This window comes from Natronospira bacteriovora (assembly GCF_030848495.1).
Taxonomy (GTDB): Bacteria; Pseudomonadota; Gammaproteobacteria; order Natronospirales; family Natronospiraceae; genus Natronospira; species Natronospira bacteriovora.
The window spans coordinates 416,248-439,180 of record NZ_JAVDDT010000002.1; the positions used below are offsets into that span (position 1 = coordinate 416,248).

The 22,933-nt window shown below is 62.3% G+C and carries 19 protein-coding genes; 11 read left to right on the forward strand and 8 right to left on the reverse strand.

Annotated elements, in window-relative coordinates; genetic code table 11:
• The first annotated feature begins 28 nt into the window (after nt 1–28).
• The 3 genes from RBH19_RS04715 to RBH19_RS04725 are packed head-to-tail and all read left to right on the forward strand — an operon-like array spanning nt 29 to nt 4,631.
• Nucleotides 29–691, forward strand: a complete 663-nt coding sequence (locus tag RBH19_RS04715; protein ID WP_374728959.1) for an endonuclease III domain-containing protein — start codon at nt 29–31, stop codon at nt 689–691.
• A gap of 25 nt (nt 692–716) precedes the next feature.
• Nucleotides 717–2,819 carry a prolyl oligopeptidase family serine peptidase gene (locus tag RBH19_RS04720; protein WP_306727658.1) on the forward strand — a complete coding sequence of 701 codons (2,103 nt, stop codon included), beginning with the start codon at nt 717–719 and terminating at the stop codon, nt 2,817–2,819.
• A 15-nt stretch (nt 2,820–2,834) separates the two neighbouring features.
• Complete coding sequence (locus tag RBH19_RS04725) at nt 2,835–4,631, forward strand: choice-of-anchor B family protein (protein WP_306727659.1); 1,797 nt, start codon at nt 2,835–2,837, stop codon at nt 4,629–4,631.
• Nucleotides 4,632–4,713: 82 nt separating this feature from the next.
• Here the strand turns inward: RBH19_RS04725 and RBH19_RS04730 are convergent, their stop codons facing one another.
• The 8 genes from RBH19_RS04730 to RBH19_RS04765 all read right to left on the reverse strand — a co-directional run bounded on the left by RBH19_RS04730 (nt 4,714) and on the right by RBH19_RS04765 (nt 11,571).
• Nucleotides 4,714–5,535: a hypothetical protein gene (locus RBH19_RS04730; protein ID WP_306727660.1), complete on the reverse strand. Its 822-nt coding sequence runs from the start codon at nt 5,533–5,535 to the stop codon at nt 4,714–4,716.
• A 67-nt stretch (nt 5,536–5,602) separates the two neighbouring features.
• The gene (locus RBH19_RS04735; RefSeq protein ID WP_346433171.1) at nt 5,603–6,355 is read right to left on the reverse strand and encodes a YciK family oxidoreductase; all 753 of its coding nucleotides are present in this window, start codon (nt 6,353–6,355) and stop codon (nt 5,603–5,605) included.
• A gap of 47 nt (nt 6,356–6,402) precedes the next feature.
• Complete coding sequence (locus tag RBH19_RS04740) at nt 6,403–7,251, reverse strand: squalene/phytoene synthase family protein (protein ID WP_306727661.1); 849 nt, start codon at nt 7,249–7,251, stop codon at nt 6,403–6,405.
• Nucleotides 7,252–7,260: 9 nt separating this feature from the next.
• Complete coding sequence (locus tag RBH19_RS04745) at nt 7,261–7,959, reverse strand: HAD family hydrolase (protein WP_306727662.1); 699 nt, start codon at nt 7,957–7,959, stop codon at nt 7,261–7,263.
• Nucleotides 7,959–8,675 carry a bifunctional 2-polyprenyl-6-hydroxyphenol methylase/3-demethylubiquinol 3-O-methyltransferase UbiG gene (gene ubiG, locus RBH19_RS04750; RefSeq protein WP_306727663.1) on the reverse strand — a complete coding sequence of 239 codons (717 nt, stop codon included), beginning with the start codon at nt 8,673–8,675 and terminating at the stop codon, nt 7,959–7,961. Before ubiG ends, RBH19_RS04745 begins: the two co-directional genes overlap by 1 nt.
• Entirely contained in the window at nt 8,672–10,024 is a 1,353-nt protein-coding gene (locus RBH19_RS04755; protein WP_306727664.1) for a TRZ/ATZ family hydrolase, read from the reverse strand. The genes ubiG and RBH19_RS04755 overlap by 4 nt, the downstream gene beginning before the upstream one ends.
• Entirely contained in the window at nt 10,021–10,854 is an 834-nt protein-coding gene (locus RBH19_RS04760) for a mechanosensitive ion channel family protein (RefSeq protein ID WP_306727665.1), read from the reverse strand. Before RBH19_RS04760 ends, RBH19_RS04755 begins: the two co-directional genes overlap by 4 nt.
• 84 nt (nt 10,855–10,938) lie before the next feature.
• On the reverse strand, nt 10,939–11,571 hold the full coding sequence (locus RBH19_RS04765) for a DUF3047 domain-containing protein (RefSeq protein WP_306727666.1): 633 nt from the start codon (nt 11,569–11,571) through the stop codon (nt 10,939–10,941).
• A gap of 69 nt (nt 11,572–11,640) precedes the next feature.
• Between RBH19_RS04765 and mtnA the strand changes: the two genes are divergently transcribed.
• The 8 genes from mtnA to rpsA all read left to right on the forward strand — a co-directional run bounded on the left by mtnA (nt 11,641) and on the right by rpsA (nt 22,923).
• Nucleotides 11,641–12,681, forward strand: coding sequence for an S-methyl-5-thioribose-1-phosphate isomerase (mtnA, locus tag RBH19_RS04770; protein WP_306727667.1), 1,041 nt, complete (start codon nt 11,641–11,643; stop codon nt 12,679–12,681).
• A 153-nt stretch (nt 12,682–12,834) separates the two neighbouring features.
• Nucleotides 12,835–15,423 carry a DNA gyrase subunit A gene (gene gyrA, locus RBH19_RS04775; protein WP_306727668.1) on the forward strand — a complete coding sequence of 863 codons (2,589 nt, stop codon included), beginning with the start codon at nt 12,835–12,837 and terminating at the stop codon, nt 15,421–15,423.
• 122 nt (nt 15,424–15,545) lie between these two features.
• Nucleotides 15,546–16,625 (forward strand): 3-phosphoserine/phosphohydroxythreonine transaminase, encoded by a 1,080-nt coding sequence (serC, locus tag RBH19_RS04780; RefSeq protein WP_306727669.1) that lies wholly within the window; start codon nt 15,546–15,548, stop codon nt 16,623–16,625.
• A 125-nt stretch (nt 16,626–16,750) separates the two neighbouring features.
• On the forward strand, nt 16,751–17,938 hold the full coding sequence (locus RBH19_RS04785) for a phosphoglycerate dehydrogenase (protein ID WP_306727670.1): 1,188 nt from the start codon (nt 16,751–16,753) through the stop codon (nt 17,936–17,938).
• A gap of 39 nt (nt 17,939–17,977) precedes the next feature.
• Nucleotides 17,978–19,108, forward strand: a complete 1,131-nt coding sequence (gene hisC, locus RBH19_RS04790; RefSeq protein WP_306727671.1) for a histidinol-phosphate transaminase — start codon at nt 17,978–17,980, stop codon at nt 19,106–19,108.
• Between the two features lie 26 nt (nt 19,109–19,134).
• Nucleotides 19,135–20,424 carry a 3-phosphoshikimate 1-carboxyvinyltransferase gene (aroA, locus tag RBH19_RS04795; RefSeq protein WP_306727828.1) on the forward strand — a complete coding sequence of 430 codons (1,290 nt, stop codon included), beginning with the start codon at nt 19,135–19,137 and terminating at the stop codon, nt 20,422–20,424.
• The gene (cmk, locus tag RBH19_RS04800) at nt 20,424–21,107 is read left to right on the forward strand and encodes a (d)CMP kinase (protein WP_306727672.1); all 684 of its coding nucleotides are present in this window, start codon (nt 20,424–20,426) and stop codon (nt 21,105–21,107) included. Before aroA ends, cmk begins: the two co-directional genes overlap by 1 nt.
• 109 nt (nt 21,108–21,216) lie before the next feature.
• Nucleotides 21,217–22,923: a 30S ribosomal protein S1 gene (gene rpsA / locus RBH19_RS04805; protein WP_306727829.1), complete on the forward strand. Its 1,707-nt coding sequence runs from the start codon at nt 21,217–21,219 to the stop codon at nt 22,921–22,923.
• Nucleotides 22,924–22,933: the final 10 nt, after the last annotated feature.

Sequence of the window (22,933 nt, forward strand, 5' to 3'; positions counted from 1 at the left end):
TGCCGATGCATCGAGCGGGGGGAAGAGCGTGAGAGAGAGGGAGCCGGACCTCAGAAAGCTGTTCAGCTGGCTCTTGCGACAGCACGGCCCCCAGGGTTGGTGGCCATGCCAGGGTGGCCCCTTCGAGGTCATGGTGGGCGCCGTGCTCACCCAGAACACCGCCTGGGTCAACGTGGAAAAGGCCATCCATAATCTCCATCAAGCCGAAGCACTGGATGCCGGTACAATCCTTGGTATGCCGGAAACGAGGCTGGCACAACTGATACGCCCATCCGGCTATTACAATATCAAGGCTGGTCGGCTGCGCAATCTCTGTCGCTGGTATGTGGGTGCGGGCGGCTTCGAGCGGCTGCGGCAGCAGGATACTGGCGTGCTTCGCCGGGAACTCCTATCCATCAAGGGGGTGGGGCCGGAAACAGGTGATGATATTCTGCTCTATGCCTTTCACCGGCCTGTTTTCGTGGTGGATGCCTACACCTTTCGTCTGTTTGAGCGAACCGGCCTGATAGATTCCGGTCATGATTATGAAAGCCTCCGGGCCTGGGTGGAATCCCGCCTGGGGCCGGATGTGAAGACTTTCAATGAGTTGCACGCCCTGATCGTTCGGCACGGCAATCGAGTCTGTCGACCAAGGCCACTGTGTGATGACTGTGAACTCCGCAGTCATTGTCGATACAATCAGGCGGATTGACCCGACCTCTTACCGGAGCTGAACGATGAGCAAGCGCCTGTCCCTGCTTTTCTTCTTTCTCACTGCAATGATTCTGGTGTTGCCCGCAATGGCTGACAATGACGACCCTTATCTCTGGCTGGAAGACGTGGAAGGCGAGCAGGCCCTTGCCTGGGCCGAAAAGCAAAATGAGCGCTCCTTGGCTTATCTGGAGGCGCATCCCCTGTTTGATTCCTTGCACGAGCGGGCTTTGCAAATTGTCACTTCCGACGACCGCATCGCCTATCCCAGCCTCATGGGTGGCGCCATCTACAATTTCTGGCGTGACAGTCAGCACGTTCGCGGTATCTGGCGAACGGCCACGCTGGAGGCCTATCGTGAAGGTGACCCGGAGTGGGACGTCATCCTGGACGTGGACAAGTTGGCGAAAGCCGAGGATGAGAACTGGGTCTGGGCCGGCGCCAGTTGCCGCTATCCGGATTATGATCGCTGCATTATCGGGCTTTCCCGCGGGGGTGCCGACGCGGCGGTGCGCCGGGAATTCGATCTCGAAAAGCGTGAGTTCGTCAAAGACGGTTATTGGCTGCCGGAGGCCAAGAGCCGGATCAGCTGGCGTGATCGTGACAGTGTCTTCGTGGGTACCGACTGGGGTGATGACAGCCTGACCACCTCCGGTTATCCGCGCCAGGTACGTATCTGGGAGCGTGGCACACCGGTTCAGGAGGCCAAGCTGGTATTCGAGGGCGAGCGGGATGATGTGGCTGTCACGGGTGTGCGCGTCTGGGACAGCGAGACGCCCCATGACCTGATTGTCCGTTCGCCAGGGTTCTTTACCCGCCACTATTATCTCTACCGGGATGGTGAGACTCATCACATCCCGATCCCGGATGATGCCGCACTCGCCGGCATTGTGGGTGGCCAGTTGCTGGTAGAGCTGAAATCCGACTGGAAGACGGGCAGCCACCAGTTTGCCCAAGGTGCCCTGATCAGTACCAGCATGGAGAGCCTCAACAAGGGCAAGCCCGAATTCGAACTGGTGTATCAGCCGACGGTTTCGCAGGCCCTGGTGGGTGTGAGCACCACCGAGAATCGCATCATCGTTGGTGTGCTGGAGAATGTGATTGGTCGTCTCTATACCTTCCGTCGAGAGGAGGGGGAGTGGAAACGTGAACGCCTCGCCGTTCCGGACATGGGCACCATCAACGTGGTCAGTACCGACGACAAGAGCGACCGCTTCTTCTATAACTATACGGGCTTCCTGACCCCTTCCACCCTGTATGAGGCCGATGCGGCCGCCGACAGTCACCAGTCGATTCGTTCCGAGCCGGAGCGTTTCAGCAAGGAAGGCCTGGTTGTTGAGCAGCTGGAAGCGCGTTCGGCAGATGGCACCCGGATTCCCTATTTCATCGTCAAGCCAGATGGTCTCAAGGAAGGTGATACCCGGCCGACTCTGCTGGGTGCCTATGGTGGCTTTGAAGTATCCCGCACCCCGTTTTATTCCGGCATCATCGGCAGTTCATGGCTGGAGAAAGGAAATGTCTATGTTTTGGCCAACATCCGTGGCGGCGGGGAGTTCGGGCCGCGATGGCATCAGGCCGCGCTGAAGGAAAACCGTCAGCGTGCTTTTGATGACCTTGTTGCCGTGGCCGAGGATCTGGTCGAGCGGGGCATTACGACGGCCGAACAGCTGGGTATCCAGGGCGGCAGCAACGGCGGTCTTCTGGTCGGCGCTGTTTTCACTCAACGGCCGGAGCTCTTCAACGCGGTTGTCAGCCAGGTCCCATTGCTGGACATGAAGCGCTATCACAAGCTGCTGGCTGGTGCGAGCTGGATGGCTGAGTACGGGAATCCGGATGATCCGAATGAATGGGCCTTTATCCGCGAGTATTCGCCCTATCACAATCTTCACGAAGACGCGGATTATCCCAAGGTGTTCTTTACCACCTCAACCCGGGATGACCGGGTACACCCGGCCCATGCCCGGAAGATGGTGGCAAGGATGATGGAAATGGGGCATGACGTGCTCTATTACGAAAATATTGAAGGCGGCCATGGTGGTGCGGCGAACCTCAAGCAACAGGCGTACATTGCGGCACTCATCTATAGTTATCTGCATGGCCGTCTGGGTGGCGAGAACGCTGCACCGTAGTCTTGAAGGGGGGGTATGAAGGCTCTCATTGCGACTTTTCTGGCTCTGGCCTTGTCCATTCCAGCCTCGGCGCAGGCATTTCTCAGTGCTGAATGCGAGGATGGCATGGCAGGGCCTTATCCCTGCAGCCGGGTGGATCTGCTGGCCTTCATGCCGGCGTCCAGCCTGGGTGGCGGCACGTTCAACGATGTCTGGGGCTGGACGGATCCGGAAACCGGGCGCGAGTATGCCATCGTGGGCCGTTTCGGCGGCACGAGTTTCGTGGACATCACCGATCCGTCGGATCCCGTTTTCCTCGGGCAGCTGCCTACCCGCAGCGTGAGCAGTGGGGCAGCCTCCCGGTCGCCGGACAAGTCCCGCTCACAGTTGCTGTGTCACGATGACTGCGAGGCACCAACGCCGGGTGACGGTTCTGCCGGGTCGGCATGGCGGGATGCCAAGGTGTACGCGGATCATGCGTTCATTGTGAGTGAGGAGGCCGGACATGGCATGCAGGTCTTCGATCTGCGCCGACTTCGGGATGTGAGTGATCCCCCGGTGACTTTCGATGAAGATGCCCATTACAGCGGTTTTGGCAATGCCCACAACATCGAGCTGAATGTTGCAACGGGCATGGCCTATGCCGTGGGTTCCCAGACTTTCAATGGCGGCCCTCATTTCATTGATGTCACTGATCCGCAAAATCCATCGCCTTCCGGGGGATATGGCGGTGACGGATACACCCATGACGCTCAGTGTGTCATCTATTCAGGCCCGGATGAGGATTTTCACGGGCATGAAGTCTGCTTCAACAGCAATGAGAACAGCTTGACCCTTCTGGACGTCAGTGACCATTCTTCCCCAACAATGATCAGCCGTACCGTTTACCCCAATGTGGCCTATACCCACCAGGGATGGTTGAGCGAAGACCAACGTTGGTTCTACCTGAATGATGAAATGGACGCCCGCTCGCACAATACCCGAACCCGAACCGTGGTCTGGGATGTATCGGACCTGAGGAATCCGGTGGTGGCTGACCAGTATTACAGCCCCGATATCGCGATTGCTCACAATAACTATGTGCGAGGGGGGTTCCTCTACCAGAGCAACTACACCAGCGGCTTGCGAATTCTCGACATCAGCCGCCCGGATCGTCCGGTGGAGTATGCCTATCTGGATTCACAGCCGGGTACGCACGCGCACCAGTTTCGTGGAACCTGGAGCAATTTCCCCTGGTTTGAGAGTGGTACCGTGGTGTTCACGGATATCGAAGATGGTCTTTTCATCGTCAAGCCACTCTTGCCCCTGGATGAGATTGTGGAGGCGAACCTCCAATTAACAGCCAATCTGCAGGCGCCGATGGCCATAAGAATGGGTAACTGGACTAGAGGTGCTCGTGTTCGTGTGCAGATAGAGAACGCCGGGCCATTTCCGGCTGGCGGTGTCGAGCTGCTGGCCAGTCTCCCCGTGCGTGGGGAAATTCGCCTGCTTGAGTCCGCAGATGCGGATTGCATCGATGGGGGGCGAAAATTGCGGTGTCGACTCGATTCTCTGCAGGCAGGGGCTGCAGTGGTGCTGGATCTGGATGTGCGCAGTGAAGATGCCGTGGACGAGGGGCTGATTGTCTCTGTCACCAGTGAACTGAATGATCCGGACATGGGGGACAATCGCGTTCATGTTTCCTTGCCAAGGCCCGATCTGGCCTTGCCCTTTGCTCAGCTGGAGGAGGGGGGAAGTGGTTGCAGCCTCGCTCAGCGGGACCCACTTTTGGCGGCACTTCTGCTAATTGCTTTTTCTGGTCTGTTTCGGGCTCGTCGTCGACGCAGCCCCTGATTGTCCTCACGGCAAAATAGAAGGGGCTGACCCTGTCGGGGCAGCCCCTTTATTTGAGTCTGATTCATTTCAAGCGAACAGGTCAGAAGCTGCCCTGCCCGGAAAGGAATACCCGGCAATCCTCGGCATTATCAAACCACATGGGAGCCTCGTCATTGCCGCTCCAGTGGCCGACCTGCTCGAAGTTGCCTGAGGAGTCGGCCTGTACAGCGAAGAATCGCTCATCCGGACAGTCATTTTCCCCGTCACAATTCAGGCCATGGCGGAAGATGTAAAAATGGAAATCACCGCGAACGGCAAGACAGATGTCATCACCATCCGCCGGAGGCTCGCGGTGGGTGGTTTCTATGATCCCGTCCAGGGCCAGGTATTCCTCTGCCAGGCGATTGGTATTGTAGCGACCGTCGAAGCGAAGTGACGCCCGGCGTTCGTCATCGTTGAGGGTGAAAGTGGTTCGCAGGAATTCATTCAGTTCATCCCAATCTTGGTACTCCCCAGCCAGCAAACGATCATAGGCTTCTTCCGAAAAGAAGGCTTCGATACGATTCGGCGGCCGGCAGCTCCTGATGCGGCCGTGGGCGGAATCGGGGTAACGTGACGTGATGCCTACCATTTCGGCTACCACCCGGTTGTAAACCGAGGTCGGGGCCATCACTTCGCCACTGGCCTCCAGGCTCAGGGTCTCGGCAACACGATCAATCCGCGGCGTTTCACTGTTGTCCAGGTCAAAAAGGTTTTCGGGTTCTTCCGCGACACTTTCGCAGTCCATGGTGGCCGGGAAGAACTCACTGAAATCGTCGTCAGCGTCGTTACTGGAACTGTTGAAGCAGCCGCTGAGCAGAAAGGCAGTGCTCAGCAGGGCGCTCAAGCCGATGACGAAACGGCGGTTTCGGATGGTGTTCATAATGCCCTGATCCTCCCGTGGGTTTTTCCCACGATTGATTGCTTGAAGCTGGATGGGTGGCGTGTATTCACTGCGCATCAAAGGATTTTCCGGTGATTCCACGACTTTCACGGCCGAAGAGAAACAGGTAGGTACCCATGATCTCTTCCGGCGTCAGCAGTTCATTCGGGTCCTCGGCCGGGTAGGCATCTGCCCGCATGTCGGTGCGGGTTGCCCCCGGGTTGATGGCGTTGATCCGGATGTTCTCCTTGTTGGTGAGCTCATCCGCCAGGGTTTCCATCAGGCCTTCGGTACCGAACTTCGAAACGGCATAGGCGCCCCAGAATGCCCGGCCCTTGCGACCGACGCCACTGGAGGTGAAGACCAGGGAGGCGTCGTCCGAAGCCAGCAACAGGGGCAGGCAGGCCTTGGTCATGACAAAGGGGGCAGTCAGGTTGACGTGCATGACTTTCTGCCACTCTTCCTCGTCGTAATGGTCGATGGGCGCCCGGGTGCCCAGTATGCCCGCATTATGCAGCAGACCATCCAGGCGGCCCCAGGTTTCATTGACCTTCTGGGCGAGTTCCTGGTAATCCTCCAGGTTCGCCCCCAGCAGGTTCATGGGGTAGATCGCCGGTGTGGGGCTGCCATCCGCCTCGATCTGGTCGTAGACACTTTCCAGCTTGCTCACGGTGCGGCCCAGCAGGATCACCGTGGCGCCGTGGCGCGCGAAGGTGCGCGCGGCTGCACGGCCGATACCATCACCGGCACCAGTGACCAGGATGACCCGGTCCTTCAGCAGGTCAGGTGCAGCTTCATAGTTGCGCAGATTGCGTGCCATTCTTCGATATCCTCGTTGATTCCATTTGATTGTTCGTGACAGGGCGGTCAGCCGCTGATCCCGGCCTCCCGTCGAGCGACCCGCCAGACGGCCAGTAGCCTGGCCAGGGGGCCGATTCCACCTTCTCGAAAGTCCTTCCGCCGCAGTCTCTGCAGTTGTCGAAGGGGCAGGGCTGTCATCAGGGCAGCCATTCGCAAGGTTTTCCTTTCCTGCCCGCTCGGTGCCATTTCCAGTGCCTGGGCATGGCGCGCCTCAGCCAGCACCGCGATACCCTCCAGCAATTCGGCACGGCGGTCGGGTTCGATGCCGTCCGTGATCAGACCGGCAGCGTCGCCCCCAGCCATACGAATACGTTCTGCTGGAATCCAGCAACGCTGCTGCTGCCGTTCCTCTTCAAAGCCAAGGACGATATGCAGCAACGCCCGGGCCAGACCCAGGTCGCGAGCCGCTCTCAGGGTCGCGCCTTCTGCGGCTCCGGCCAGTCGGGCGCTGCAGACAGCCGCGGCGCCTTCATTGCGCCAGCAGTGCAGCAGCATTTCGTCATCATCATTATAAAGGCGAGCCTCGAGACGCATCAGCACGCCCTCCAGCAGCTCGCCCAGTTCCTCGCCGTCCAGTCGCTGCCAATCGGCCCGACGGGCCAGCGATTCAGTCAAGGGATGACTGGCGCGGCCATTCAGCAGGCGTTCCAATTCATCCCGCCACCAGGCCAGTTTTACCCGGGCGATGGATTCGTCGCTGACCGAGAATACGCTTTGCCGGATTTCGTTCAAGAGGGCGTGCAGAGCGATCTGGCCATCACGCTGGCCCTGCGGCAGAAAGGGTCGGACGAGGCTGAGTTCCGGATCGCGGGCAATGGCATCCCGCAGCGCATCATGAGTTGCCATATCTGCCATGAATCTGGTTCAGCCGTGGCCGCTGACGGTGTCAGTGCGACTCATGGCGAGGTGCGGACTCAGCCATTGCCGCAGGGCTTCAGGGCTTGCCAGGATCGCCTGCGCGCCCCAGCGGCCGGGATCGTCATCCTCCGGTAAATAGCCCCAGCCGGCCACCAGTGCCGGCATGCCCGCGGCAATGGCCGCCTCAATGTCTCTTGCCGCATCCCCCACATAGAGGCATTCCTGCGGTGCGCAGCCAATCGCCCGGGCCGCATGCAACAGCGGTGCCGGGTGGGGCTTGGCGTGCTCAGCCGTGTCGCCGCAGACCACGCAGGCAGCGGGCGGTTCCACGGCCAGGGCGCTCATCAGGGGTTCGGTCAACCAGGTGGGCTTGTTGGTGACAATACCCCAATGCATGCCGGCTTCGGCCACGCGGGCAAGCAGTGTCTGCATGCCGTCGAACAGGCGGGTTTCGGCGGCAATACGGGCCATGTAGGCGTCCAGCAGGCGCTCCCGGAGGCCGGCAAAACGGGCATCCTCATGACTCACGGCAAAACCGAGGGAGAGCAGGCCCCGGGCCCCGTCCGAGGCCACTGGTCGAATGCGCTCGGGCGGCAGCGCAGCACGGCCTTCCTCCAGCAGCAAGGCATTCAGGGCAGCGCCCAGGTCGGCGGCGGTGTCCGCCAGGGTGCCATCAAGATCCAGCAGCAGGGCACGATAGCGCATCAGTCCGTCTTTCCGAAATGCATGAAGTAGTTGACGTCCACATTGCCGCCCATGTGGTAATCGCGGGTGAGCGGGTTGTAGTGCAGGCCAGTACTGTCATGGTGTGTCAGCCCGACCTCGGCCGCCCAGCGGCGCAGTTCCGAGGGGCGAATGAACTTGTCATATTCATGGGTGCCCCGGGGTAGCAGCCCAAGCACGTATTCCGCACCCACGATGGCCATCAGCCAGGCCTTGGGGGTGCGGTTGATGGTGGAAAAGATGAGCTGGCCGCCGGGTTTGACCAGGCGGGCGCAGGCGGCCACAACGGAGGCCGGATCGGGCACATGCTCGATCATCTCCAGGCAGGTGACGATATCGTATTCCTGCGGCCGCTCATCGGCGTGCTCCTCCACACTGCGACGCAGGTACTCTACCTTGAGGCCGGATTCCAGCAGATGCAGGTCGGCCACCGAGAGGGCGGTCTGGCCGAGGTCGATACCGGTGACGTCTGCGCCGTCGGCCGCCATGCCTTCGCACAGCAGGCCACCGCCGCAGCCCACGTCAAGCACGCGTCTGCCCGACAGGGGGCCGCAGCGCCGGCGGATGTAATCCAGACGAAGGGGGTTGATCTCGTGCAGGGTACGGAACTCGCCTTCCGCATCCCACCAGCGCGAGGCCGTGGCTTCGAATTTCTCGATTTCGCCCGGATCCACGTTGCGGGCGGTGCGCTCACTCATGATTGTTTACCCGTTGGCTGCCTGCTGCGGCGATTCTCGTCAATCTTCCGGCCCCACTCGCGTGCCCGTCGAGCAACGTCCTGTTCATCCATGGCGGTCAGACGTCCCGTCTGAAGCAGCCGTCGGCCGGCCACCCAGACGTCGCTGACCTGATCCCGGCTGGCCGCGTAGACGAGCTGGGAGACAGGGTTGTAGACCGGCTGGGTGGAAAAACGATCCAGATTAACGGCGGTCAGATCCGCCCACTTCCCGGTCTCCAGCGAGCCAATCTGGTCGTCAAGACCCAGGGCTCTGGCCCCGCCCAGGGTCGCCATGTGCAATACGCGACTGGCGGGGAGGGCAGCGGCATCGCCGGCTACGGTCTTGGCCAGCATGGCCGCGGTGCGCATTTCCCCGATCATGTCCAGGTCATTGTTGCTGGCCGCACCGTCGGTGCCAAGGCCCAGATTGACGCCGGCCGCATCCAGGCGGGCCGTCGGGCAGAAGCCACTGGCCAGCTTGAGGTTGGATTCCGGGCAGTGCAGCACCGAGGCGCCATGGGTCGCCACCAGTTCAACTTCTTCATCGGTGAGCTGGGTCATGTGAACACACAGCATGCTTGGGTTCAGCAGGCCGAGGCGCGCGAGGCGGGCCAGCGGCCGTTCTCCGTTCTGTGCCTCGGCATCAGCCACTTCCTGGGCCGTTTCATGCACGTGCATGTGCACTGCACAATCCAGTTCATCCGCATAGCCCCGAAGTTTTTCCAGGCTGTCGTCGGACACGGTGTAGGGGGCGTGCGGGGCAAAGACGAAGGAAATCAGGGGGTCGGCCTTGAAGTCATCACGCACCGCAAGACCCTTGCTCAGATACTCCGCGGGGTTCTGCGCCCAAGCACTGGGAAACTCGATCACAATCATCCCGACCGAGGCGCGCATGCCGTGACGGCTGGCCGTGCGTGCCACCACATCCGGGAAGAAGTACATGTCGTTGAAACAGGTGGTGCCACCTTTCAGCATCTCGGCGATGGCCAGCTCCGTGCCGTCACGCACGAAGTCCGGCCCCACGAAGGCACCTTCCGCCGGCCAGACATGCTCGTTGAGCCAGGTCATCAGTGGCAGGTCGTCGGCAAAACCACGCAGCAGGCTCATGGCGGCGTGGGTGTGGGCATTGACAAAGCCCGCGGTGAGCACATGATCAGGAAGGTTCACCGTCTCTTCCGCCACAAACCGTCGGCGCGCCTCGTCGATGGGTAGGACGTCCACGATTCGGCCATCGCGAACGGCCACGGCATGGTTGTCCAGCACCGTATCCTCGGGTGCCACAGGTACCACCCAGGCGGCTTCGATCAGGGTATCCACGGACTGGCTCATGGCGTGGGGTTCTCTCCGTACAGGTGCACATCCCGCTGCGGGTAGGGGATGGTGATGCCGCGCTCGTCAAAGCGCTTCTTGATGTTCTCCAGCAGGTCGCTGCGGGCATCCCAGAAGGGATCCAGATCGGTCCAGACCTTGACCCACAGATCGATGCTGCTGTCCGCCATCTCACCCACCCAGATGATGGGGGCCGGCTCCGGGTGCAGACGTTCATCATCAGCAATCACTTCGCGGATGATCTGCTTGGCCTCGGCGATGTCATCGTCATAGCTGATGCCCACGGTGACATCGATGCGACGGCGCTCGCGGGCCGAGTAGTTGGTGATCACGTCGCCATAGATGCGGCTGTTGGGGATGATGATTTCCTGGTTGGTGGTGGTGCGAATCCGGGTATGAAAAATACCCACCGCTTCCACTACGCCCATCTGTCCGCCGGCCTCGACGAAGTCACCGGCCTTGAAGGGGCGATAGCCCATCAGCATGGCACCGGCCGCAAAATTGGACAGGGAATCGCGCATGGCCAGGCCAATGGCCAGGGTGGCGGCACCGAGAATGGCGACCAGGGACGTGACCTGGATGCCCAGATGGGTGAGGGCGGCGATCAGGGCGATCACGGTGATGAGCGCGCCGGCGACCGTACCGCCGAACTGGGCCAGGGTCGGGTCCATATTGGCCCGCGTGAGCGCCTTCTCCAACTGCCGGCCAACCATGCGGGCGATCCAGCGCCCGATGATGAAGATCAGCAGGGCAACCGCAATACGGCCGGTCCAGAGCAGGAACATCTCCAACAGATTCGGCCGGGTCAGGACATCCACGACGTCATCCATAGCGACTCTCCAGCGTGAGGGTGAGTTTCTGCGTCATCTTGCGTGCGTGCTGAGGGGCGTCACTATACCATCCACGCTGCCGGCCTATTCCGGCAGCAGGCGGATCTCCCCATACCAGCCCCGGATGTGTTCACCGGTGTCGTCGCAGTCGCTCATGATGGCAATGGCGTCGATGGTCTGCGGGCGCTCACCGTGCAGGCGTTCGAAATCATCGGCGATGAGACGACGTTCGCGCACCCATTGCCCGGCCTTGTCCTCGCCGGATTGCAGGGCCAGCATCATGGCGCGGCGGGTGTAGGCATTCGGCCACTCGCTGTCCTTCTCCTTGGCGCTGGCCCAGACGTAGTTCACCGCGCGGGTCTGCCAGCGCCGCCAGCCGCCGTCCTTGACCAGGTAGAGCCGGACCGGGTAATCGTCGCCGGCGCGACGGGTCTCGTCGATGTCCTCACCGAAGGTGGATTCAATGCGCCAGTACCACTCGATGATCGGTGTCTTGCCGAGATCGATGTTGGCTTCACGGTAGAGGCCGGAGGCGCTGTCCTCGCAATCGGCCTGCAGGGCGGGCCGACCGTCCACGTCTTTCACCGCATAATGTGTTTCACCCTGAAAGCTGCGTGACTCCCAGTCCAGGATGTCCTCGGGGCTGAATCGCTGTTCATTGGCCAGCACGCTGGCCGGCACGATCAGGGCGAGGAGCAGGGGCGTTTTCCACGGCATGGCGCTATCCGGTTCCAAGGGGATGATGGGGTACCATAACGCCCCTCAATCGCTTTCGGGAGACCCCTCATGCTGGTGCCCCTGCAATGGGAAGAAGACAAACCCTGTCTGCGGGTGCTGGACCAGCGCCTGCTGCCGGGCGAGAACCGCTGGCTGGTCTGCGAGAACAGCCGGCAGGTGGCCGATGCAATTCATGTGATGGCAGTGCGCGGCGCCCCGGCCATTGGCATTGCCGCCGCCTGGGGCGTGGTGCTGGCCCTGCATGAGGTGGCAGGCCGCGAGGATTGGTCGGCGGCCCTGCAGGAGCGTCTGAGCCAGCTGGCCGGGGCCCGCCCCACGGCGGTCAATCTGCATTGGGCCATTACTGCCACGCAGCGCCAGATTGCCGGCTGCGAAACCGCCGCGGCCGCCCTGGCGGTGGCCGGACGGCTGGCGGCCCATATCCAGGCCGCCGATCTGGCCGCCAACCAGCGCATCGGTGAGCTGGGGGCGGCCCTGCTGCCCGAGCGGGCCCGTGTGCTCACCCATTGCAACACCGGGGCTCTGGCCACCGGCGGGCACGGGACCGCACTCGGGGTGGTGCGCACCGCCTGGTCGTCCGGTCGCCTGCAGTCGGTCATGGCCACCGAGACCCGGCCCTGGCTGCAGGGGCTGCGTCTGACCAGTTGGGAATTGGCCGAGGACGGCATCCCCGTCACCCTGATCGTGGACAGTGCGGCGGCGGCCATGATGCAGGCGGGAGAGGTGGACGCGGTGATCATCGGCGCGGATCGCATCACTCGGCGCGGCGACGTGGCCAACAAGATTGGCAGCTACGCCCTGGCCCTGGCGGCCCGCGCCCACAAGATTCCCTTCTATGTCGCCGCGCCGGCCAGCACCGTGGATGTGAGCCTGGAATCCGGTGAGGACATCGAAATCGAAGACCGCGAGGCGGGTGAAATCTGGCGGGCGGCCGGTCTGGAGCACGGCATTGCCGGTGTTCGCACCCGCAATCCCGCCTTCGATGTCACGCCAGCTTCTCTGGTGACCGCCATCATCACCGAAAATGGCGTGTCCTGGCCGGCGTCCGGCGAGGGCATGGAGTTGTTGGCCGAGCCGGCCCGGCCCTGATCCCCAGGCTGTGCCGGAGGCGCTCCGTGCCGGCCCGGCTGTGGTAACATTGACCCTTTATATCCGCGCCGGGCGTCTCGCCCGGTAGCAGGCGGTCCGGGATGGATCGCTTGCCTGTCACCGCGTTGATCAACCGGGGAGCGAGCCTGCCCAATGGCCGATATCGCACGCGAAATTGCCAATGTGAATCTCGAAGACGAGATGCGCCAGTCCTACCTGGATTACGCCATGAGCGTGATCGTGGGGCGCGCACTCCCGGACGTTCGGGATGGTCTCAAGCCTGTCCACCGTCGCATCCTGTACGCCCAGAAGCAGCTGGGCAACGACTTCAACAAGCCCTACAAGAAATCGGCCCGTGTGGTCGGTGATGTGATCGGTAAATATCACCCACATGGTGATTCGGCGGTCTATGACGCCCTGGTGCGCATGGCGCAGCCCTTCTCCATGCGCTATACCCTGGTGGACGGTCAGGGCAACTTCGGTTCCATCGACGGTGATGCCCCGGCCGCCATGCGTTACACCGAAGTGCGCATGGACAAGATTGCCCACGAGATGCTGGCTGACATCGACAAGGAAACCGTCGATTTCATCCCCAACTATGACGAAACCGAATGGGAGCCGGGCGTACTGCCGGCCAGGCTGCCCAATCTGCTGGTCAATGGCTCATCCGGCATCGCGGTGGGCATGGCCACCAACATCCCGCCTCATAACCTGCGCGAGACCATCAGCGCCTGCATCGCGCTGTTGCAGAACCCGGAACTGGATGTGGAAGGGCTGATGGAGTACCTGCCCGGCCCGGATTTTCCCACCGCCGGGATCATCAACGGTGCCCGGGGTATTCACGAGGCCTATCGCACCGGTCGTGGGCGCATCTATATCCGCGCCCGCACGGAGATCGAAAGCGACGAGAAGAGCGGCAAGGACACCATCGTCGTCACCGAGCTGCCCTATCAGGTCAACAAGGCCCGCCTGCTGGAAAAGATCGCCGAGCTGGTCAAGGACAAGAAACTGGAAGGCATCACCAATCTGCGCGACGAGTCCGACAAGGACGGCATGCGCATGGTGATCGAACTGCGCCGGGGCGAAGTGACCGACGTGGTGCTGAACAATCTGTATCAGATGACCCAGATGCAGCAGGTGTTCGGCATCAACATGGTGGCCCTGGTGGACGGCCAGCCGCGCCTGATGAACCTCAAGCAGGTGCTGGAAGCCTTCCTGCGTCATCGCCGGGAAGTGGTCATCCGCCGTACCATCTTCGATCTGCGCAAGGCGCGTGAACGCGCCCATGTGCTGGAAGGCCTGGCGGTGGCCCTGGCCAATATCGACCCGGTCATCGAATTGATCAAGCAATCCCCCGGTCCGGCCGAGGCCAAGGCCGCACTGGTGGCCCGTCGCTGGGCGCCGGGGATTGTGCTGGACATGCTTGAACGCGCCGGTGCCGAAGCCTCTAGGCCGGAAGGGCTGGGCCCCGAGTTCGGTCTGGTGGATGGCGAGTACCAGCTCACCGAGACCCAGGCCCAGGCCATCCTGGACCTCAAGCTGCATCGCCTGACCGGGCTTGAACAGGATAAGATCCTCAATGAATACAAGGAATTGCTGGAACGTATTGAGGATCTGCGTGAAATACTGAACAACGAAGACCGCCTGAACCAGGTCATCCGCGAAGAGCTGGAAGCGATCATGGAGCAGTACGGTGACGAGCGCCGTACCGAGATCCAGGCCAGTCACAGCGACCTGTCCATCGAAGACCTGATTTCCGAAGAGGACATGGTGGTGACCCTGTCCCACACCGGCTACGTCAAGTCCCAGCCCCTGGATGCCTACCGGGCCCAGCGACGGGGCGGGCGCGGCAAGGCGGCGACCCAGGTCAAGGACGAGGACTTCATCGACAAGCTCTTCATCGCCAATACCCATGACACGGTGCTGTGCTTCTCCAGTGCCGGCAAGGTGTACTGGCTGAAGGTCTACCAGCTTCCCCAGGCGGGACGTGGCGCCCGCGGCAAACCCATCGTCAATCTCCTGCCGCTGGAGCCGGAGGAGCGCATCACCACGGTGCTGCCGGTGCGCGAATACGATCCGGATCACTTCGTCTTCATGGCCACCCGTCAGGGTGTGGTGAAGAAGACCTCCCTGGAGCAGTTTTCCCGGCCCCGCAGCAACGGCATCATTGCCGTTGGCCTGAAGGACGACGATGCCCTGGTGGGCGCGGCCATTACCGATGGCGGTTCGGACATCATGCTGTTCGGCACCAATGGCAAGGCCATCCGCTTCAAGGAATCGGATGTGCGCGTCATGGGCCGCACCGCCTCGGGCGTGCGCGGCATTCGCCTGCCCAAGGGCGAGCAGGTGGTCAGCCTGCAGATCGCCAGCGAGGAATGTCAGGTGCTCACCGCCACCGAGAACGGTTACGGCAAGCGCACGCCCGTGAGTGAGTACTCCGTGCAGGGTCGCGGTGGTCAGGGCATCAAGTCCATTCAGACCTCGGCCCGCAATGGCGGCGTGGTCGGTGCCCAGCTGGTGTATGACGACGATGAGATCATGCTGATCAGCAACGGCGGTACTCTGGTGCGGACCCCGGTGGCGGACATTTCCGTGGTCGGTCGCAACACCCAGGGCGTGCGCCTCATTCGTCTGGCGGACGGCGAGAAGCTGGTGGGGGTCGAGCGAATCGAAGCCCTCAACGGTGACGAGGAAGCCGAAGGCGAAGAGGGTGGCGACGGCGAAGCCACCTCGGAGGAATAAGCCCGGGCTTTCCCAGGCTCGCGCTATGCTCTGTATAAGCGGCCCTCACTGGTGTGAGGGCCGTTTTTTTTGCAAGATGGAATGAAACCACCAGACCCGGTCGTTCAAAGGGGATTGCCCGAATGAAGCGTGCATGGAATTTCAGTGCCGGCCCGGCCATGTTGCCGGAGGCCGTGTTGCAGCGCATTGCCAGTGAGCTGCTGGATACCAACGGCAGCGGCATGTCCGCCATGGAAATGAGTCACCGGGGAAAGGAGTTTCTCGCCATCGCCGAACAGGCCGAGGCGGATCTGCGTGAGCTGATGGCCATCCCCGACGATTACCGGGTGCTGTTCCTGCAGGGCGGGGCTACCGCCCTGTTTGCCACCCTGCCGATGAACCTGGCCAATGGCAGCGGGCGGGCCGATTACGTGCGCTCGGGGCACTGGTCGGACAAGGCGATCCGGGAAGCCAGTCGCTTCTGTAAGGTCAACGTGGCGGCAGACTGCGAGGGCAATGGCTTCAGTCGTGTGCCGGCGGCCGATGAATACCGCTTCGACCCGGAGGCCGACTACGTCCACATTACCCCCAACGAGACCATCCACGGCCTGCGTTTTCCCGAGCTGCCCTCGGTGGAGGCGCCGCTGCTGGCCGATTATTCCTCCTCCATTCTGTCCGAGCCCGTGAATGTGCGTGACTATGGCCTCATCTATGCCGGGGCCCAGAAGAACATCGGCCCGGCGGGGCTGTGCATTGTCATTGTCCGTGAAGACCAGTTGCAGGGTGCGCGGGAAGGCACGCCGTCGCTGATGGATCTGCAGGCCCAGGCAAAGGCCGGCTCCATGCTCAACACGCCGCCCACCTTTGCCTGGTACGTGGCCGGCCTGGTCTTCCAGTGGCTGAAGGCGGAGGGTGGTCTGACTGTCATGGCCGAGCGCAATGGTGAAAAGGCGGCCCTGCTGTATGGCGCCATTGATGCCTCGGATTTCTATTCCAACCCGGTAGCGGCCGAATGCCGTTCACGGATGAATGTGCCGTTCTTCCTCGCCGACCCGGCGCTGGAAGACACCTTCAAGGCGGAAGCCAAACAGGCCGGCCTGCTGACCCTCGGCGGCCACCGCGCCCTGGGCGGCCTGCGCGCCAGCATCTACAACGCCATGCCCAAGGAGGGCGTCCAGGCCCTGGTGGACTTCATGAGCGACTTCGAACGTCGTTATGGTTGATTAGCCACAGATGGACACAGATAAACACAGATGCGAAGCAACCATGTGTACCAGAGCTGACTGCATTCATATCCATCTGTGTTTATCCGTGTTCATCTGTGGCGATTTTATTTGAGGGTTGATCAATGGTTTTCAGGATTCGCACCTACAACAACATCGCCGAGGCGGGCCTGGAGGCGTTTCCGCGCAGTCAGTATGAGGTGGGCGCCAGTATCGAGCAGCCGGACGGGATTCTGGTGCGCTCCGCCAATCTGCATCAGGAGCCTTTGCCGGAGACGGTGCAGGCGATTGCCCGGGCCGGGGCAGGGGTGAACAACATCCCGGTGGAGAAACTCTCTGAGCAGGGCATTCCCGTATTCAATGCGCCGGGGGCCAATGCCAATGCCGTCAAGGAGCTGGTGCTGGCGGGGCTGTTCATGGGCTTTCGGCACATCGCCCCCGCACTGGCGTTCGTGGCGGAGCTGAGCGGCGAGGGCGAGACCTTCGAAAAGGCGGTGGAGGCCGGCAAGAAGCGATTCGTCGGGCGTGAACTGCCCGGGCGCCGTCTGGGTGTGGTCGGTCTGGGGGCGATCGGCGGGCAGGTGGCCAATGCGGCCCGAGCCCTGGGCATGGAGGTGGTGGGCTACGATCCCGGCATTACCGTGGAGCACGCCTGGCGGCTGGCCTCGGATATTCGTCAGGCGCGCAGCCTGGATGAGCTACTGGCGGAATGCGATGTGGTCAGCCTGCATGTGCCGCTGATCGAGGCGACCCGCGAGCTGATCAATGAACGGCGCATTGCCGTGATGCCGGACTCGGCTCTCTTGCTGAACTTCGCCCGTGACGGTCTGGTGCGGCGCTCGGCCGTGCTGGCGGCCCTGGCGGAAGGGCGGCTGGGGGCCTATGTCACCGACTTTCCCCACCCGGAGCTTCAGGGCCAGCCAGGGGTGGTGGCCCTGCCGCATCTGGGGGCTTCCACCGGGGAGGCGGAGGCCAATTCGGCGGTTCTGGCGGTCCAGAACCTGCGAGAATTTCTCGAGCACGGTAACATACGCAATTCCGTGAATTTTCCGGATGTCGTCATGCCCCGCACCGACGGGGGGCGGCTGGCGGTGGCCAATGCCAATGTGCCCAATATGGTGGGGCAGGTGGGCACCACCCTGGCCGAGGCCGGGCTCAATATCGTGGATCTGCTCAATCGATCCCGGGGCGAGCTGGCCTATACCCTGATCGATGTGGATGGTGAAGTGGCGCCCGATATCGCCGGGCGCATACTGGCCATTGATGGCGTCCTGAAAGTCCGAAGCATTCCGCCGGTCTCCGGGCGGGGCTGAGCCCTGCCGGGCCGGCATTCCGCAACTTCTGGAGACATCATGGCCAAGCGTTTTCTGGAGCAGGCCCTGCCGGGTGTGCAGAGCCTCAAGCCCTATGAGCCGGGCAAACCCATCAGTGAACTTCAGCGAGAGCTGGGGCTGGATGACATCGTCAAGCTGGCGTCCAATGAAAACCCCCTTGGACCCAGCCCCAAGGCCCAGGCCGCCATTCGCGACGCCGTGGGCGATCTCGCCCTGTACCCGGACGGCAACGGTTTCGATCTCAAGCGTGCCCTGTGTGAGAAGCATGGCGTCGACGCCAGTCAGATCACCCTGGGTACCGGCTCCGACCATATCCTCGAGCTGATTGCGCGGGTTTTCCTCGGGCCGGGCCGCAATGTGGTGTTCTCGAAGTACGCCTTTGCCATCTATGCCATCGTTTCCCAGGCCGCCGGCGCCGAGCTGCGCGTGGCATCGGCCCTGCCGGAAGACCACGCCGACATGCCCTATGGGCATGACCTGGAGGCCATGGCCGCCGAGATTGACGAGAACACCCGGGTGGTGTTCATCGCCAACCCGAACAACCCCACGGGCACCTGGCTGGATCGCGCCCGCCTCGAGGCCTTCCTGAAGCGGGTGCCTTCGGACTGTCTGGTGGTGCTGGATGAGGCCTATTTCGAATACGTGGAAGAAGCCGACTACCCGGATGGGCAGAGCCTGCTGGCCAGCTATCCCAACCTGCTGGTCATGCGGACCTTCTCCAAGGCCTATGGCCTGGCCGGCATCCGTGTGGGTTACGCCCTGGCCAGTGCCGAGATCACCGACCTGCTCAATCGGGTGCGACTGGCCTTCCACCCCAACAGCCTGGCCCAGGTGGCAGCCACCGCGGCCCTCGCGGATGAGGATCATATCCGTCAGTCCGTGGACATGAACCGCGAAGAGTTGGCCAAGATGCAGTCGGGCCTGCGTGAGCGGGGCTTCACCACCATTCCCTCGGTCTGCAACTTCGTCACCGTGGATACCGGACGCCCGGCCCGCGAGGTTTTTCAGGCCCTGCTCAAGCAGGGGGTCATCGTGCGGCCGGTGGACGCCTACGGTCTGCCGACCCATATCCGGGTGTCGGTTGGTCTGCCGCGCGAAAACGAGCGCTTCTTCCAGGCCTTTGACGCGGTCATGGGCGTCAGCGCCTGAGTCGCCGGGTGACGCGGAACTGGCAGATCGATGCCGCCCCCTTCCTGCCGGAAGGGGGCGAGCCCGTGCTCAGCGTGCCGGGGGACAAGTCCATTTCCCACCGGGCCCTGATGTTTCTGGCGGTGTCTGCCGCCGGTGGGCGCATCGACGGTCTGCTGGAATCAGCCGATTGCCTGGCCACCCTGCAGGCCCTGCGAACCCTTGGCGCCGAGATTCGTGCCCTTGGGCACGGGGCCTATCAGGTCAGTGGCGGTGGCCTGCGCAACCCCTCCACCCCACTGGATCTGGGCAACTCGGGCACCGGTCTGAGGCTGCTGGCCGGGCTGCTGGCCGGGCAGGGCATTGCCGCCGTGCTGGATGGCGATGCCTCCCTGCGGGGCCGGCCCATGGGCCGCATCGTCACGCCCCTGCGGACCATGGGGGCGGTGATCGAGGACAGCGAGGGCTGTCCCCCCCTGCGTCTGCATGGCGGGGGGCGGCTCCAGGGTATTGATTACACCTTGCCGGTGGCCAGCGCACAGGTGAAATCGGCCATCCTGCTGGCCGGCCTCAATGCCGACGGTGACACCGTGGTGCGTGAACAGGCCCCCAGCCGTGATCACACTGAACGCATGCTGGCTGGCCTGGGCGCGGACATCGAGTTCGGCGAGGGGCGGGTTCGCCTGCGTCCAGGGGCTCTGCGCGGTGGTGACGTGGCGGTGCCGGGGGATCTTTCCTCGGCGGCCTTCTTTCTCGCGGCCGCCGCGGCCAGCCCGGGCCGGCGGCTGTGTCTGCGGGCCGTTGGCATCAATCCAAGCCGGGACGGCATCCTGCGGCTACTTCGACGCATGGGGGCGGCTATTCGCCTGGAGAACGAGCGGCTGGCGGGTGGCGAGCCCGTGGCCGATATTCATGTGCTGGGGAGCCGTCTGAGCGGCATTCAGGTGGGAGCAGAGGACGTGGCCCTGGCCATCGACGAGATTCCCGCCCTGATGATCGCGGCCACCGCCGCCCAAGGCGAGACCGTCATCCGTGGCGCCGAGGAGCTGCGGGTCAAGGAAAGCGACCGCATCACCGCCCTGTGTGAGGGTCTGCAGGGCCTTGGCTGTGCGGTCGAAGAATGGCCGGATGGCCTGCGCCTGTCCGGGCCGCCGCGCCACGGCGCGCGGATCGACAGCCATGGTGACCATCGCATTGCCATGAGTTTCGCCCTGCTGGCCGGCCAGTTGCCGGATGGTCAATCCATTATCATCGAAGATGTCGATAACGTGTCGACATCGTTCCCTAATTTCGTCGAAAAAGCCGATCAGATCGGTGTCAGGATCAAGGAGCTGTAATGGCGACCCAGACTTCCATTCCGGTCATCACCATTGATGGTCCCAGCGGTGTCGGCAAGGGTACTACTGCCCGATTGGTGGCCGAGCGCCTGGGTTGGCACCTGCTGGACAGTGGCGCCCTGTATCGGGTTCTGGCTCATGCGGCCATGGAAAATGACGTACCCCTGGATGCCGAAGCCCACCTGGGTCAGATGGCGGAACGGCTGGGCGTGCGTTTCGAGGGCGAGAAAGTGCTGCTGGAAGGCCGTGATGTGAGCGGGCAGATTCGCACCGAGGCCTGTGGTGGCGTGGCCTCCCAGGTGGCGGCGTTGCCGGCGGTACGGGCCGGACTGCTGCGCCTGCAGAAGGATTTCCGCCAGCCCCCCGGCCTGGTGGCCGACGGCCGGGATATGGGGACCGAGGTGTTCCCGGATGCCCAGGTCAAGGTCTTTCTCACTGCCACCCCGGCGGAAAGGGCCCGAAGACGCCATAAGCAGTTGAAGGAAAAAGGGATTGATGCTAATGTCAGCGAGCTTGAATCGGCCATTGCCGAGCGGGATCGGCGCGATGCGGAAAGAAAGGCGTCGCCGCTGAAGCCGGCCGACGATGCCGTGGAGATCGACACCACCGATAAATCCATTCCGGTGGTGCTGGATCTCGTTTTGTCATTGGTTGAAGAAAAGACGGGTCACCGGCCGGCCTGACCGGGTGGTGCCCTGATTCTATTCATCAACTGGACGGATCAGACAGGACGTCGGATTCGATTGCCCAAACCCGGTACGAGCGGGATGGCTCGTGGCGGAAATTGATCAGATGCCCGGAAGGGCACAGGAAGATAAACACATGTCTGAAAGTTTTGCTGAGTTGTTTGAACAGAGCATCGCCGCAGAGCAGATGCAGCCCGGTTCCATCATCCACGCCAAGGTGGTGGAGATTCGCGACGATTTCGTCATCGTCAATGCGGGCCTGAAGTCCGAAGGCGTGATTCCCGCCCACCAGTTCAAGAACGAAAACGGTGAACTGGAAGTCCAGGAAGGCGACGAAGTCGAAGTGGCCCTGGACGCCGTCGAAGACGGCTTTGGCGAGACCCGCCTTTCCCGCGAGAAGGCCAAGCGTGCCCGCACCTGGACCAAGCTTGAGGGTGCCTACGAGGCCGGCGAAATCGTGCACGGCCACCTCAGTGGCAAGGTCAAGGGCGGCTTCACCGTCGACCTGGACAACATCCGTGCCTTCCTCCCCGGTTCCCTGGTGGATGTGCGCCCCGTGCGCGATCCCACCTACCTCGAGGGCAAGGAACTCGAATTCAAGGTCATCAAGCTGGACCGTCGCCGCAACAACGTGGTGGTCTCCCGCCGTGCCGTGGTCGAGGAAGAGTACAAGGAAGAGCGCGACAAGCTGCTGGAAGAGCTGCAGGAAGGCCTGGTCTCCAAGGGTATCGTGAAGAACCTGACGGATTACGGTGCCTTCGTGGACCTGGGCGGCATCGACGGCCTGCTGCACATTACCGACATGGCCTGGCGTCGTGTCAGCCACCCCTCCGAGGTGGTGAATGTGGGCGACGAGATCGACGTCAAGGTGCTCAAGTTCGACCGCGAGCGCATGCGCGTTTCCCTGGGTCTCAAACAGCTCGGCGAGGATCCGTGGGTGCAGATTGCCCATCGTTATCCGGAAGGCGCCCGTATCACCGGCAAGGTCACCAACCTGGCGGATTACGGTGCCTTCGTTGAGATCGAAGAAGGTGTTGAAGGTCTGGTCCACGTGTCCGAAATGGACTGGACCAACAAGAACATCAACCCCGGCAAGGTTGTCCAGGTGGGCGACGATGTCGAAGTCATGGTGCTGGATATCGACGAAGAGCGTCGCCGCATCTCCCTCGGCATGAAGCAGTGCAAGCCCAACCCCTGGGACGAGTTTGCCGCCACCCACAACAAGGGCGACAAGATCTCCGGCAAGATCAAGTCCATCACGGACTTTGGTATCTTCGTCGGTCTGGAAGGTGGCATCGATGGTCTGGTGCACCTGTCCGACATCTCCTGGGATCAGTCCGGCGAAGACATCATCCGCGACTTCAAGAAGGGTGACGAAGTCGAGGCCGTGGTGCTGTCCGTGGATCCCGAGCGTGAGCGCATCTCCCTGGGTATCAAGCAGATGGACAAGGACCCCATGGGTGCTTTCCTGGCCGATTACCCCAAGGGCAGCATGATCAAGGGCACCGTCCGCGAAGTGGACGCCAAGGGTGCCATCGTGGATCTGCCGGAAGAGCAGGAAGGTTATCTGCGTGCTTCCGAGCTGTCTCGCGAGAAGGTCGAGGATGCCCGCAGCGTGCTCAAGGAAGGCGAAGAGATCGAGGCCCGCATTGTCGGCGTGGACCGCAAGACCCGCGTCATCAGCCTGTCCGTCAAGGCCAAGGATGAGCAGGAAGAGCGCAAGGCGGTCAAGCAGTACTCCGACAGCAGCCAGGGCAGTGGTGGTACCACCAGCCTTGGTGACCTGCTGAAGGAACAGCTCGAGAACAAGTGATCTCGGCTGA

Excerpts from the sequence above, each read along its gene's own strand:
- RBH19_RS04720 (WP_306727658.1), top strand. The coding sequence starts at position 717 with ATGAGCAAGCGCCTGTCCCTGCTTTTCTTCTTTCTCACTGCAATGATT.
- RBH19_RS04725 (WP_306727659.1), top strand. The coding sequence starts at position 2,835 with ATGAAGGCTCTCATTGCGACTTTTCTGGCTCTGGCCTTGTCCATTCCA.
- RBH19_RS04730 (WP_306727660.1), bottom strand. The coding sequence starts at position 5,535 with ATGAACACCATCCGAAACCGCCGTTTCGTCATCGGCTTGAGCGCCCTG.
- RBH19_RS04735 (WP_346433171.1), bottom strand. The coding sequence starts at position 6,355 with ATGGCACGCAATCTGCGCAACTATGAAGCTGCACCTGACCTGCTGAAG.
- RBH19_RS04740 (WP_306727661.1), bottom strand. The coding sequence starts at position 7,251 with ATGGCAGATATGGCAACTCATGATGCGCTGCGGGATGCCATTGCCCGC.
- RBH19_RS04745 (WP_306727662.1), bottom strand. The coding sequence starts at position 7,959 with ATGCGCTATCGTGCCCTGCTGCTGGATCTTGATGGCACCCTGGCGGAC.
- ubiG (WP_306727663.1), bottom strand. The coding sequence starts at position 8,675 with ATGAGTGAGCGCACCGCCCGCAACGTGGATCCGGGCGAAATCGAGAAA.
- RBH19_RS04755 (WP_306727664.1), bottom strand. The coding sequence starts at position 10,024 with ATGAGCCAGTCCGTGGATACCCTGATCGAAGCCGCCTGGGTGGTACCT.
- RBH19_RS04760 (WP_306727665.1), bottom strand. The coding sequence starts at position 10,854 with ATGGATGACGTCGTGGATGTCCTGACCCGGCCGAATCTGTTGGAGATG.
- RBH19_RS04765 (WP_306727666.1), bottom strand. The coding sequence starts at position 11,571 with ATGCCGTGGAAAACGCCCCTGCTCCTCGCCCTGATCGTGCCGGCCAGC.
- mtnA (WP_306727667.1), top strand. The coding sequence starts at position 11,641 with ATGCTGGTGCCCCTGCAATGGGAAGAAGACAAACCCTGTCTGCGGGTG.
- gyrA (WP_306727668.1), top strand. The coding sequence starts at position 12,835 with ATGGCCGATATCGCACGCGAAATTGCCAATGTGAATCTCGAAGACGAG.
- serC (WP_306727669.1), top strand. The coding sequence starts at position 15,546 with ATGAAGCGTGCATGGAATTTCAGTGCCGGCCCGGCCATGTTGCCGGAG.
- RBH19_RS04785 (WP_306727670.1), top strand. The coding sequence starts at position 16,751 with ATGGTTTTCAGGATTCGCACCTACAACAACATCGCCGAGGCGGGCCTG.
- hisC (WP_306727671.1), top strand. The coding sequence starts at position 17,978 with ATGGCCAAGCGTTTTCTGGAGCAGGCCCTGCCGGGTGTGCAGAGCCTC.
- cmk (WP_306727672.1), top strand. The coding sequence starts at position 20,424 with ATGGCGACCCAGACTTCCATTCCGGTCATCACCATTGATGGTCCCAGC.
- rpsA (WP_306727829.1), top strand. The coding sequence starts at position 21,217 with ATGCCCGGAAGGGCACAGGAAGATAAACACATGTCTGAAAGTTTTGCT.